Source organism: Microbulbifer sp. MCCC 1A16149 (assembly GCF_050368945.1).
Lineage (GTDB): Bacteria > Pseudomonadota > Gammaproteobacteria > Pseudomonadales > Cellvibrionaceae > Microbulbifer.
This window is the reverse complement of the sequence record NZ_CP185959.1, coordinates 3,358,927-3,372,694: the sequence shown is the minus strand read 5'-3', so window position 1 is coordinate 3,372,694 and position 13,768 is coordinate 3,358,927. Positions and strand designations below refer to the sequence as shown.

At 56.1% G+C, this 13,768-nt stretch carries 9 protein-coding genes; 4 read left to right on the top strand and 5 right to left on the bottom strand.

Translation table 11 applies throughout. From position 1 onward, the window contains the following. The first annotated feature begins 82 nt into the window (after positions 1-82). A complete protein-coding gene (locus ACONT6_RS14140) occupies positions 83-2,290 on the top strand; it encodes a DPP IV N-terminal domain-containing protein (protein WP_428819086.1) in 2,208 nt (735 codons plus the stop codon). A gap of 81 nt (positions 2,291-2,371) precedes the next feature. Here the strand turns inward: ACONT6_RS14140 and nagA are convergent, their stop codons facing one another. The 5 genes from nagA to agaR all read right to left on the bottom strand — a co-directional run bounded on the left by nagA (position 2,372) and on the right by agaR (position 7,733). Beyond that, entirely contained in the window at positions 2,372-3,559 is a 1,188-nt protein-coding gene (gene nagA, locus ACONT6_RS14135; RefSeq protein ID WP_428819085.1) for an N-acetylglucosamine-6-phosphate deacetylase, read from the bottom strand. Continuing rightward, complete coding sequence (locus ACONT6_RS14130) at positions 3,556-4,479, bottom strand: ROK family protein (protein ID WP_428819084.1); 924 nt, start codon at positions 4,477-4,479, stop codon at positions 3,556-3,558. Before ACONT6_RS14130 ends, nagA begins: the two co-directional genes overlap by 4 nt. After that, entirely contained in the window at positions 4,470-5,609 is a 1,140-nt protein-coding gene (locus tag ACONT6_RS14125; protein WP_428819083.1) for an SIS domain-containing protein, read from the bottom strand. The genes ACONT6_RS14130 and ACONT6_RS14125 overlap by 10 nt, the downstream gene beginning before the upstream one ends. Positions 5,610-5,624: 15 nt before the next feature. Beyond that, entirely contained in the window at positions 5,625-6,899 is a 1,275-nt protein-coding gene (locus ACONT6_RS14120; RefSeq protein ID WP_428819082.1) for a D-tagatose-bisphosphate aldolase, class II, non-catalytic subunit, read from the bottom strand. 63 nt (positions 6,900-6,962) lie between these two features. Continuing rightward, positions 6,963-7,733 (bottom strand): transcriptional repressor AgaR, encoded by a 771-nt coding sequence (agaR, locus tag ACONT6_RS14115; RefSeq protein WP_428819081.1) that lies wholly within the window; start codon positions 7,731-7,733, stop codon positions 6,963-6,965. Between the two features lie 262 nt (positions 7,734-7,995). On the opposite strand from agaR, the gene ACONT6_RS14110 reads away from it, so the two are divergent. The 3 genes from ACONT6_RS14110 to ACONT6_RS14100 all read left to right on the top strand — a co-directional run bounded on the left by ACONT6_RS14110 (position 7,996) and on the right by ACONT6_RS14100 (position 13,757). Beyond that, complete coding sequence (locus tag ACONT6_RS14110; RefSeq protein WP_428819080.1) at positions 7,996-9,369, top strand: Gfo/Idh/MocA family protein; 1,374 nt, start codon at positions 7,996-7,998, stop codon at positions 9,367-9,369. A 170-nt stretch (positions 9,370-9,539) separates the two neighbouring features. Further along, positions 9,540-12,371 (top strand): TonB-dependent receptor, encoded by a 2,832-nt coding sequence (locus ACONT6_RS14105; RefSeq protein ID WP_428819079.1) that lies wholly within the window; start codon positions 9,540-9,542, stop codon positions 12,369-12,371. Positions 12,372-12,494: 123 nt separating this feature from the next. After that, on the top strand, positions 12,495-13,757 hold the full coding sequence (locus ACONT6_RS14100) for a sugar MFS transporter (protein ID WP_428821519.1): 1,263 nt from the start codon (positions 12,495-12,497) through the stop codon (positions 13,755-13,757). Positions 13,758-13,768 lie beyond the last annotated feature (11 nt).

Sequence of the window (13,768 nt, the reverse complement as noted above, 5' to 3'; positions counted from 1 at the left end):
CTTAAATGGCGGGCCGCCTATTATCTCCGGTTCTATCAAGCCCCAATAAATAGCCCAGAAAACCCAGATTGCGAGTGGTTGTATGAAACGGAAACTCTTTTTCCTGCTTGGCTGTGCTTTTGCCAGTTATTCCTCTGCCGAACAGCTGACTATCGACAGAATATTCTCAGATCCCGCCCTGAGCGGTACCAGCCCACGTGCGTTACAGTATTCGCCCGATGGCAGCCGGGTCACTTTTCTGAAAGGCCGCGAGGAAGATTACAACCGCTACGACCTGTGGGAGTACCGCTTGCGCGATGGCGAGACTCGCATGCTGGTGAACTCCGACAAGCTCCACCAGGGTGAGGAAAAGCTTTCGGACGAAGAAAAGGCCCGTCGCGAACGGCAGCGGATCTTCGGCAGCGGCATCATGGAGTACAGCTGGTCGAAGGATGGCAAGTCCCTGCTGTTTCCTCTCGCCGGCGATGTCTTCTATTACGCGCTGGAAGACGGCAAGTCCAAACGCCTGACCGAAACAGAAGCATTTGAGACCGATGTGCGCGTTTCCCCGGAGGGGCGCTTTGTCTCGTTTATCCGCGACCAGAATATTTTTGTGGTGGATCTGGAAACCGGCAAGGAGCGTCAGCTCACCAGCGATGGTAAAGGCCCGATCAAAAATGGTATGGCGGAATTTGTGGCCCAGGAAGAAATGGACCGCATGACCGGTTACTGGTGGTCACCGGATGAAAAGCGTATCGCTTACCTGCAGGTGGATGAAAGCCCGGTGGACGAAGTCACTCGCAGCGAAATCTACGCAGACCGGATCGACATGATCCAGCAGCGCTACCCGGCGGCGGGTCGTCCCAATGTGAAAATCAAACTGGGCGTACTGGATCTGGCCAGTGGTAAAACCCAGTGGCTGGACCTGGGCAGCAACGAAGACATTTACATTCCGCGGGTAAAATGGGCCCGTGACAACCTGCTTTCCTATCAGTGGCAGAACCGCAGCCAGAGCCGACTGGAACTGCGTTTTGTGGATATCCCTAGCGGCAAGACCCGCACCGCCCTGACGGAAACCAGTGATACCTGGGTGAACCTGTTCCATGGCCTGCGCTTCCTGAAAGACAGTGAGCGGTTTATCTGGGCTTCGGAAAAAGACGGCTACAAGCATCTCTATCTGTACGATTTCTCCGGCAAGCAACTGGCACAGCTCACCAGTGGTGACTGGGCGATCGATGCGCTGGAAGCGCTGGATGAAAAGAATGGCAAGGTGTATTTCTCCGGGCGTAAAGACACCCCGCTGGAGCGTCACCTGTATGTGACCGATCTCAGTGGCAACGGCAAGATCGAAAAAATCTCGTCACGCGAAGGCATGCACAGTATCGAGTTTGCCGACGATGCTTCGGGGTATATTGATACTTACTCCAATCCGTCCACTCCCGCCCAGGTCAGCCTGCACGGTGTCGATGGCAAGCGGATTACCTGGCTGCAGGAAAACAAGGTGGAAAAAGGCCACCCGCTGTACCCGTACATGAGTGACTGGATCGAGCCCGAGTTCGGCACCATCAAGGCACCGGAAGGCCACACCCTGTATTACCGCATGTACAAACCGGCGGGCTTTGATCCGAAGAAAACCTATCCGACCATGGTATTCCTGTACGGCGGCCCGCACGCACAGCTGGTGACCAACAGCTGGGACAGACCGTTCAACCAGTACATGGCGCAGCAGGGGTATGTGGTATTTACCCTGGACAACCGCGGCTCTGCCCATCGCGGCAAGAAGTTTGAAGATCCGATCTTCAAAAAAATGGGCAGCGTGGAAGTGGATGATCAGGTCACCGGGGTGAAATTCCTGCGCTCTCTGCCATTCGTGGATCCCGCGCGCATCGGTGTCTACGGCCACAGCTACGGTGGCTATATGGCGCTGATGACCATGTTCAAGGCCGGCGATTATTTCAAAGCGGGGATTTCCGGTGCGCCGGTAACCGACTGGGGGCTGTACGACACCCATTACACCGAACGCTATATGGGTAACCCCAACGAAGTACCGGAGGCTTACGAGGCGTCCTCCGTATTCCCGTACGCCAAGGACCTGAAAGGTTCGCTGCTGATTTACCACGGTATGGCAGACGACAATGTCCTGTTCACCAATACCACCAAGCTGATCAAGCAGCTGCAGGATAACGGGCAGCAGTTTGAACTGATGACCTACCCGGGCAAAAAGCACAGCCTGCGCGGCAAGGAAACCCGCAAGCACTGGTATACGATGATGAAAGACTTTTTTGACCGTACGTTGAAAGCGTCGAATTGACCGGGGTCAGAAAGGCAAAAAAGGGCTTCCAATGGAAGCCCTTTTTTTATGCAAATTAACGTGTATCGACAGTCATTCAGCTTAGAGTAGTTGTGCGAGACGAGGGAGCATGGGTTCGTTGCAGAACACCGGCTTTCCTGCAACAAAGGTGGCCTGTACTTGGCCGCTTTCATTCAGTATCGCCAGGTCTGCTGCCTTGCCGGGTGCGATAGAACCGGTGTGCCCATCGATGCCGAGAAACTTCGCTGGTGACAAGCTCGCCATGTGCAGTGCCTCGCGCAAGCCGACACCGGCGAGCTTGTGCAGGTTGGCAGCGGCGCGTTCCAGGGTCAGGGTGCTGCCAGCCAGGGATCCACTATCCGTGCGCGCCACACCGGCTTCCAGGTTGATTTCCATTTTTCCGAGCTGATAACGTCCGTCGGATAGGCCGCCGGCATTGATACAGTCGCTGATCAGGGTCACACGGGATGGATCTTTCAGTTTGCAGATCATCTGTAAAATCGCCGGATGCAGGTGTACCCCATCGGCAATCACTTCTACATTGGCATCGTGTACCAACACCGCGCCGGTACAGCCCGGCTCACGGTGATGTATACCGCGCATACCATTGAATACATGCACGCCGCCGCAGGCGCCGGCATCGAGCGCCGATCGGGTCTGATCGTAGCTGGCGTTGGTGTGTCCGAGCATTACCCGAATGCCGCGAGCTTTGAGATAGGGAATTATCTCCATTGCACCGTCCACTTCTGGCGCCAGTGCCACGACTTTGAGCTGTTGATGTGAAGCGTCAAGCAGGGCTTCCATTCGCTCCCTGGTGGGCTCGAGGAAGTAGTGATCGTTGTGCGCCCCCTTGTGTTCACTCGCGAAAAACAGGCCTTCGCTGTAGCCGCCGAGTACACGCGCACCGGGCTGCTGATCCAAAGCTGCGCGCCCCAGGTTATCCATCGCCGCGAGTGTCTCTTCCCAGCTGCTGGTAACGGTAGTGGCGAGAAACCCGGTGACACCGTGCTTTGCCAGTGATCGCGAAATGGTATTGATTGCCTCGGGGGTCGCATCCATTACGTCACAGCCTTCGCGGCCGTGGATGTGGAGGTCGATCAATCCCGGTACCAGGGTGGTCCCTGGCAGTTCGTATATGGGCAGATCGTCCCCAGTTGTCTCTATGATGTCGGCAATGCGGCCGTTCTCTATGCGCAGACAGTGTCCGCTGAGCTCTGTAGTTTCCGTAAAGATGGTCTGCGGCTTTAAGTAATAACCGGGGTTATTCATTGTGAGTTTTCCACAGTCTGGAGTGCGAGCAGGGCAGCGCCTCGGGAGCCACTGGCATCGCCGAATTTTGGCGGCGCGATAACGGGCGCAGTGAATCCCTTGAACAGGTGATGTTCGATGGCTCTCGGTAAATCCCGATACATTTCCTCGATGCGCGAGAGGCCGCCCCCCAGCACGATAATTTCCGGATCGTGTGCCATCACCAGGTTGGCCAATGCTGCACCGAGTAAATCCAAGTGAATTTCGCGTGTGGCCATGGCGGCTTGCTCACCATTGCGCCAGCGCTGGACCAATTCTGGAACGGTAATTTGCTGCCCCGAGTATTGTCGATACAGGTTCGCGAGCCCTGGCCCGGCAATATACGGCTCGAAACAGCCTACAAGGCCACAGCCACAGGTAAGCAGTGGCAACTGGTATTTTTGACGCAGGGCTGCAGATAAAGGATGGTGTCCGTATTCGCCGGCAATTCCCTGGCGGCTGCGGTATAGCTTGCCATTCACCACCAGGCCGCCGGCAGCACCGGTCCCAAGAATTGCACCGTAGACATGAGGGAAGCCATCGCCAGCGCCACCGTGGGCTTCTGATAGGGCAAACAAGCGACAGTCGTTCTCGATGGCTACCGTGCGGTTGAGTCTTTCCTGCAAAGCCTGTGCGACATTCCTGCCGGTCGCACAGGGCACATTGGCAGACAATGAGTTCCCTTCACCATTGATCAGTCCGGGCATACCAATACCGATCAGGCCTTCGCTGCCATGACGCTCGTCGGCGGCTTTTATCAACCTCTCCAGTGTGTCGATGAATTCACCGAAATCATCTATGGGAGTGGCCACACGCTCACTATCCAGCATGCGCAGGTTGTCATCGAAACAGGTGATTTCGATTTTGGTTCCGCCGATATCCAGCCCGTAGATTACGCGCATTGCTTTCCCTGGTTACGTGGGCTGAGCGGATAAATGGTTACACCCTGTACCACACGGTTCACTTCGCCGGTGGGGCAGGGGTTGTCCGGGGTAATACCCAAGTGTAGGGACTTATAAAACGCGAGCGCCTGTGCAAAAACGATGTAGTAGAGCGCGAGCCAGGCTTCTTCCAGCGCGTCGGCCTTGGCAAAAGAGGCCGGGCAGACAATCCACTCTGTCGTACCATCTCTTTTGAGTTCCGCCAGCAAGTCGTCATCGTAGCGGCGGCAGTAGGCATCATTACTTTGCAGTAAAACCACCAGGGTCTGCTTATCCACCATGGACTTTGGTCCATGCCGGAAGCCCAACGGGCTCTCCGCGTGGCAGTCCACTTTACCGGCAGTGAGTTCCAGCATTTTCAGGGCGGCTTCCGTTGCGATACCTTTCAGGCCGCCGGCACCGAGAAATACCACCCGTTTGAAATCCCGGTGTGCGATGGCCTGGATGGCGTCCAGTTGGCCTTCCAGCAGGTTGCGGGTGACGTTCGTCAGTGCGGGCAGCTGTGCCGTTTGAGGTGCAAATACCTCCAGTGTCGCCAGTAACATGGAAGTGAAACTGCTGGTCATGGCGAAACTCTGATCCAGTGTCTCTTCGGGCATCAGCAGGGAGTAACTGTTGCTACTGCCATCGGCGCGCTTGGCCAGTTCACCATCGGGGTTACAGGTGATGACCAGGTGGTAGCAGTGCTCGACGCACTGGTTCACCACATCATAGGCGCCGACACTCTCCGGACTGTTGCCAGAGCGGGCATAGGAAATCAGCAGAGTTGGAATCGCGTGCAACAGGTAATCGTTTGGATTACTCACCAGCTCTGTAGTGCTGATGGCTTCCACACGACGCTCCATTACCCTTGTCAGGTACGGCGCAAGGGTCTCACCGGCGTAGGCGGAAGTGCCGGCGCCGGTAAGGATGATGCGCAGATCGCTGCGCTGTAATAGCGGCTGTAACCACTGCTGTAGCTGGGGGCGTTGGGTATCCACAATGGATGCCGTGCGCTGCCAGGAATCGGGTTGCTGGGCAATCTCGCGCGCGGTGTGTTCTGCCTTGTTCTGGGCCAAGGACTCGGCATCGATTTTCAGGGTGTTATACATCGTTCTTATCCTGTACTACTGCTTCCAGCAGGCGTTGGCATAGGCGGTGGTGACCTGGCGAATGCGCGCCTTGATCAGTGCGCGCGGCTCGTTTTCTAGCTGGCCCTCGCGGACCTGCCGGTATTCCTGCGGAAAAAACTGGCTCAGTAACGGCAGTGGGATTTGTGTGCCGGACAGATTGTCGAGCAAGCGTGTAACCGCTTTATTGACCGTGCTGTCCGGCCAGTAATAGCGGATGCGATCACTGTAACTATAGCGTCTATACAGTGGCTGCCGCTCTCGGGATACTTCATAGAAGCTCTGCCAGTAAGCGGGTTGCGCCTGCATGCGCTCTTCGCATACCGCACGCAGGTTGGACCTGTCTGTAATACCGGGCAACTCGTCTTCGATATGGCTGAGGGCGAACAGCGCCTCGCGCAGGGCAAAGGTCAGCTGTGGTCCTACCTTCAGAATGGCGAAATGATCGCGTACCAGCTGCCGGTAGTTTGCTTCGGTCTGGTAGTCGGTGGAGTGCGCTTCAAATGCGATGCCATCGGTTTCCAGGGCAAGCGCCTTGAGCGCGTTGGCTTTGTGCGGCTGGTAGTCGATAACCGAGGTGTGGTCGAACTCCACTCCGGGTTGTACCACCAGGCCGATCACCCGCGACCAGGCATCATTGAGGTCGCGTGCGGCAAACGCGCTGCGGTGCAGCTCGATCGTATTGCGGGCATGTGCCGGCTGGGTCACTTCCAGCTCTGTTATTTCTTCTTTCGCACCGCCGGGAGGCGGTACTTCAGTGCCGATCACATAGACCACCTTTCCCTCCGTTCCATGGCGTGCGGCGGTGTCTTCGGCCGCGCGGCACAGGTCGGCAGCGCGCTCGGCGATAATTTCGTCAGCAAGCGGCAGACTGTCGTCGGCGCAGGGCATACTGCAGTCCAGGTGGATCTTGCTGAAGCCCGCACTTACATAGGCGTCGATCAGGTCGCGCGCCTTGGCCATAGCCTCTGCTGCGGGTTCTTTCTGCCAGCACACGGGACCCAGGTGGTCACCACCGAGAATAATCCGGCTTGAATCCAGTCCGGTACGGCTCGCCAATGTCATCACATAATCGAAGAAGTCTGCCGGTTGCATACCGGTGTAGCCCCCGAACTGGTTTACCTGGTTGGCGGTGGCCTCGATCAGCAGTGGGGAGTCGTCAGTCAGTGCCTGCTCCATGGCTGCCTCGAGAACCAGTCCGTGGGCGGAGCAGACAGCATAGATACCTCGCGGTGCGCCCTCCAGGTTTGCTCTCATCAATTCTTGCAGCATGTTGAATCCTTATTGTTTGTGGCCTTTTGATCTGGCTCTAGTTTGTGACTGCGTGACTGTTATTCAGTCAACGATAACGACCCTGACCCCGGCTTCGGTCAGGACTTCGTGAAAAGCATCCGGGATACCGCTGTCGGTGATCAGAATGTCGAGGTCACCGAAGTCGCAGATTTTGTGTACACCGGAGCGTTTGAACTTGGAGGAGTCGGTAACGGCGACGATTTGCCGCGCGACCTTGCACATCAGGCGGTTTAGGTTGGCTTCGTGTTCGAAGTGCGTGGTGATTCCGCCCTGGAAGTCGATACCGTCCACACCGAGAAATACTTTGTCGAAGTGGTAGCACTGCAGCGCGTCTTCTGCCGCACGGCCGTAAAACGACAGGGACTTTTTGCGCAGGGTACCGCCAGTCATGAGCACCTCTACGCCCTCTGCATCCACCAGCTTCTGCGCTACGTTGAGACCATTGGTCATCACCACCAGACGTCGGAACTGGTGCAGCTCGCTGGCGATCTCGGCCGTGGTGGTGCCGGAATCCAGGATGATGGTGTCCTGCTCGCGGACCTCGCGGGCGGCAGCGGCGGCAATGCGGCGCTTGATATCCAGGTGCTCGGTCACTTTCTCGCCCACCGACAGTTCCTGGCTGACCCGGTTACTGGCGACGGCCCCGCCACGGGTGCGTACCAGCAGGCCTTTCTGGTGCAGGTAGTTGAGGTCACCGCGAATGGTCACGGTAGATACGCCGTACTTGTCGGCGAGCTCTGGCACCTGAACGCGACCGGCATCAATTGTCACCTGAACGATGTCGTGTCTACGCTCAATAGTATTGGCAGTCATGGGGCGTCCTTCATGCAATCTTTCGTGCATTCTACGAAACTTTCACAAGCTTTCAAAAGAAATTTAATTTTCGCGCGCCTTTCGTTTCCATTTAACCCTTAAAAATCAAAAGGTTACATGTTGCAAATTTTGCGTTGTGCGGATTGTGTACAGATAAAATGAAAGCTTATGAAGCATTTTCCTGTTGAACGGGTAGTTTCGCTTGGTTATTGTCCAATCCCAGAACAGAACACCGCGTAGCAGGAATCGAGGTAAAAAATAAATGAGCGAAATAGATCGTCGAAAGTTTCTGAAAGCTGGACTGACTGCAGCGGCCGCCGCTACCGCCGCCGGTTGTACGACCAGTGCCAACTCGGGCAACAATCTGTTTGCCCCCAAGGGGCAGAAGTCGGTCATGGGGCTGGTTGTCCCGCCGATGGAGACCGTGCGGGTCGGCTTTATTGGGGTGGGCGAACGCGGTGTGGGTGCGGTCAAGCACTTCTGCAATATAGATGGGGTAGAGATCAAGGCGATCTGCGATACCGACAGGCAGGTTCTGGATCGCGCGGTTGATCTGGTGGTAGCCGCAGACCTGCCCAAACCGGCGGCCTATGGCAAAGACGAGCATGCGTACCGCGACCTGCTCGAGCGCGACGACATCGATATCGTCATTATCTCTACCCCGTGGCGCTGGCACACGCCAATGTCCGTTGAAACCATGCTGAGCGGCAAGCACGCCATGGTGGAAGTGCCTGCAGCCCTGACCCTCGATGAGGCCTGGCAGCTGGTGAATACCGCAGAGCAGACGCAGAAAAACTGCATGATGCTGGAGAACGTGTGTTACGGCCGCGACGAGCTGATGGCCCTGAATATGGTGCGCATGGGCCTGTTTGGCGACCTGTTGCATGGTGAGGCCTCCTATATCCACGAACTGCGCTGGCAGATGAAGGAGCTGAACCGCAAGACCGGTTCCTGGCGCACCAAGTGGCATGCACTGCGCGATGCCAACCTGTATCCGACCCACGGCCTCGGTCCGGTCGCGCAGTATATGAACATCAACCGCGGCGACCGTTTCGATTACCTGACTTCCATGAGCAGTCCGGCCCTGGGCCGCGCGGCATACGCCGAACGTGAGTTCCCGGCAGATCACCCGCGCAACAAGCTCGACTACATCGCCGGTGACATCAATACCAGCCTGATCAAGACCGTACAGGGCCGCACGATCATGGTTCAGCACGACACCACCACACCGCGCCCCTACACCCGTCACAACCATATTCAAGGAACCAACGGTGCGTTTGCCGGCTTCCCCAATCGTATCGCGCTGGAAGAGGGTGGTCGCAAGAGCTACCACGAGTGGGACTACGACATGGACTACTGGTACGGCAAGTACGACCACCCGCTGTGGCGTCGTATGGGCAAGGAGGCTGAGCGCAATGGCGGCCACGGCGGTATGGACTTCCTGATGTTCTGGCGCATGGTGTACTGCCTGCGCAACGGCCAGCCGCTGGATCAGGATGTTTACGATGCGGCAGCCTGGTCGGTAGTGACACCGCTTTCCGAAGCTTCGGTAAAAGACCGCGGAAACAGCAAGGACTTCCCGGACTTTACCCGTGGCGTATGGAAAACCGCTACGCCGCTGGGTGTGGTGAGCTGATGTAAGGGCGGGTGTTCTGCCCGCCCTGAACATTCCGGCCTGGGAAGGCCGAACCTCTCTCAATCATGACGATTATTTGCCTGTTAAAGGCGAAGGGGCCTCTGTACGCCTGCAGTTTGTGCACTGTGCCCAACAACAACCATATAAAACAATAAATTGGGTAGACGATTATGTTCGACAAAAAAAGAAAGACGCTCAGCCTGGTCATTGGTGCACTGGTAATGGCTTCCCAATCCATGGCTCAGGAAGTGGAGAACCAGGAAGCAGAAGATGCATTTGAATCGCCCGCAAGCGAGACTGTAGAAGAGGTTCAGGTTACCGGCATCCGCAGCAGTATCAAAAGCTCCCTGGATATCAAGCGCGACTCCATCAACGTGGTGGATTCCATCGTCGCTGAAGACATCGGCAAGTTCCCGGACCAGAACATCGCCGAAGCCCTTCAGCGCATGAGTGGTATTACTATTACCCGCAACGCCGGTGAGGGGCAGAAGGTCACTGTGCGTGGACTCGGCGGTGATTACAACGTGACTACCATCAATGGTCGCCGTATGGCTTCCGAGCACAGCAGCCGGGATTTCAACTACGACCTGATTGCTTCAGAACTGCTGAAAGGCGTAGAAGTCTATAAATCCCCGGTGGCAAAAACCCAAGAGGGGGGCATCGGCTCGGTCATCAATATTCGTACGCGCCGCCCTATGGATTTCGCTGGGCCCGTCATGCAGGCATCGATGAAGGGTATTTACGAAGACCGTACAGAGGAAATGAACCCTCAGGCCTCTTTCCTGGTGAGCAATACCTTCTTCGATGGAAAGTTCGGCGCACTGCTGACCGGCGTTTACTCCGAGCGCACCCTGCGCACCGACGGCTACTATGGCAGCGGCTTCTATAACGAAGGCTCCGAAAACTGGATGACCGTGCGTCAGGATGTGGATGGCGACGGTGAATTTGATCCGGCGGTCGACAACGAATACGGCAGTATCATTCCCGGCTATGTGCAGTATCGCAACTGGCAGGATACCCGCGAGCGCACCGGCGCCAGCCTGGCGCTGCAGTGGCGCCCGCGCGACGATATAGAAGTTAACTTCGACAGCATTTACTCTTCATACGACACCAATGGTGAGGAGTACCAGATTTCCTTCGTGACTTACGACGAATGGTGGACTCCGGGAGTGCCGAGTGTTGGCGACCTGCAATTTGACGAAGATGGCCTGGTCAATGCGCTGACCCTGACCGATGGCGCCATGGTTGAACTGCTGAATACTTCCGTACCGCGCAACACCGAAACCTATCAGGTGGGCACCAACGTTGCCTGGGATATCCGTGACAACTTCCGCCTGGCGGTGGACGTTTCCCACTCCAAGTCTGAAATCAGCAATACCGGTGATAACCGCTATGTCGTAGCGCGTGGCTTCGTTGATGAGGTGCGTATCGATCAGTCCGGTAGTAACCTGCTGCCCGATATCACCATGAGCCCCGCCTTGTCCCATACTTCGCCATTTGGTGCGCACTACAGCTACAACTCCGGCAGCACCATCAGTGATGAAGTTTCCGAGTTTCGTCTCGATGCAGACTGGGCGCCCCAGGGCGACCTGATCAGCTCTGTGAAATTCGGTTTGAACTACGGTGACCAGGGTAAGTCTCGCGACACATACGCTTCGCAAGACCCTTCCATGTTCAGCAATGGTGGTGCCTATTTCCAGTACTACCCGGACTACACCCCGGATTTGTCCGCGGTGGAAAACATTAATGGCTTCGAGCTGTTCCGCTTGCCTGCAGATGTACTGCGCGCCCCGCGTTTCGATAACTTCCTCGCCGGTGAAGCCGGGCAGCATCCGTCTCCCTGGGCAAGTTTCGACTACGACAAACTGATGGCTTTTTACGAAAGTATCAGCCCGGAAGGTGCCGCTAACGTGCGTGCCAGCTATCAGCCGACACAGTCGTTTGATCTCGGTGAATCCACCCTGGCTGCCTATCTCCAGGCAGACCTGGAAACGGCTCTTCTGGACCGCCCGCTTACCGCCAACTTCGGTGTACGGGTGATCGAGACCACCGTGAACAGCGCTGGGTTCTCTCTGGATCCGGACGCGGTGCGCTTCGAAGAAGATATCGATCCCGACAGCGTCACCGGTATCAAGGTGGTGGGCAATATGGCCGACTACCAGTACGAGGTTGAATTTGAAGATTCCTATGTGGATGCGCTGCCGAGCATGAATATCAAGTGGGACCTGAACGACGAGCTGGTTTACCGCCTCAGTGCTGGCCGTGTGATCACCCGGCCCAGCATTGATTCATTGAAAGCGTACAGCTACATGAACCTGAATGAGTTCGAACTCTATACTGCCAACCCCGGATTGGAACCGATGCGCGCGAACCAGCTGGATACCGCGCTGGAGTGGTACTTCTCCGACTATGGCGCAATAACCGGCACCCTGTACTTCAAGGATATCGAGTCCTTTACTGAGTACGGCCTGAACGGAAAGCGCAATATCGGCGGCTATGAGTTTGACGTTTATAGTTCAGTGAATGGGGATGAGGGCGCTATGGTGCGCGGTATGGAGTTGACCTACCAGCAGTCCCTGAGTGAGGTTTTGCCGTCTCCATTCGATGGCCTGGGTGTGCAATTCAACTACACCTATGTGGAAAGTGAATACGACGATACCGAGCGCCGTGAAGAGGGACTGCCATTTGTGGGTATGCCGAAAAACTCCTACAACGCGGTGGTTTACTACGAAAAAGACCGCATGCAGGCACGACTCGCCTATAACTGGCGTGGCAAAGTCCTCACCAATGCCGAGGCCTGGGGTGGGCCGAGCTGGGATGCGGATTACGGTCAGCTGGATTTCAGTGCCGACTATGATCTCACTGATAATTTTAACCTGAGCCTGAGTGTCAACAACGTCACCAACGAGCGCAACTGGGGCTATGTGATGCGTTCGGATCAAGTCAACCACCTGACTCGATACGGACGCCTGATCAACCTCGGTGTGAGCGCGAACTTCTAATTCCCTCGTCATTGCCCGGCTCCCCGTGGAGTCGGGTTTTTTTCTTCTAATGCAGGTGTTGATGTGAGTACTACAACTGTGCAAGCCGTCGTTCCGACGACGCAAAAGAGCAGCCTGTTACCGATGGCAATCATCGGTATGTTGTTTTTTATTTTCGGATTTGTGACCTGGCTGAATGGTTCATTGATACCTTTCCTGAGAATTCTTTGTGACCTGAATGAATTCCAGGCCTTGTTCGTTACCTTCGTGTTCTACATCGCCTATACCGTAATGGCTCTGCCGATGTCGCTGATTCTGCGCCGTACCGGCTATCGCAACGGTATGGCACTGGGTCTTGGCATTATGGGGGTGGCTGCGCTGGTATTTATTCCCGCCGCACAGACAGGGAGCTTCGCGATATTTTTGCTGGGGCTGTTTGGGCTGGGGGCCGGGCTGACAATTCTTCAGACTGCATCCAACCCCTACGTCGTGAGGATCGGTCCGGTGGAAAGTGCCGCTACCCGCATCGCGATCATGGGCATCATTAACAAAAGTGCTGGCGTACTCGCGCCGCTTGCCTTTACCGCGCTGGTACTTTCAGGGCTGTCTGATTTCAATACCCAGGCGGTGTCACAGTTGGGCGCAGAAGAGCGCGTTGCGATGATGGACACGGTCGCCAATCGCCTGATCATGCCGTACATCTATATGGCCGGGCTGCTGTTTGTGCTGGTCGGTCTGATTAAGTTTTCCGGTTTGCCGGAAATCGAGGATGAGGCTGAGAGCGAAGACGATGGGCGCTCCGGGGTATGGCAGTTCCCGCAAGTTGTGTTGGGTGCGCTGGCACTGTTTGCCTATGTCGGCGTTGAAGTGATCGCTGGCGATACTATCGGTCTGTATGGCGAGGAGCTCGGCGTCGGCAACTTCGCTTCGCTGACATCCTATACCATGGTGTTCATGGTCGTAGGGTATCTGCTGGGGATATTCTGTATCCCGCGCTGGACCAGCCAGCAACAGGCACTGACGGCTTCTGCCATTGCGGGTTCACTGTGTGTACTTGGTGTGCTGTTCAGTTCTGCGGAGAGCAGTATGATGTCATCCGTATTATGGGGATGGAGTGGAATTCCTGTAGTACCGAACCCCGTGTTTTTTGTAGCGCTTATGGGGCTCGCACATGCACTGGTGTGGCCTACCGTCTGGCCACTGGCCCTGGAGGGGCTGGGACGCTTTACCGCGCAGGGTTCTGCTCTGTTGATTATGGGGATTGCCGGCGGCGCGATTATTCCACTGGTGTTTGGCAAGCTGTCTGAAAACGCGGGCACTTTCCTGAGTGGCTACTGGGTGGCACTTCCCTGCTATCTTTTTATTCTTTTCTACGCATTGAAAGGGCACAAGATGCGCGCGTGGTAAGTGGGTTTTGT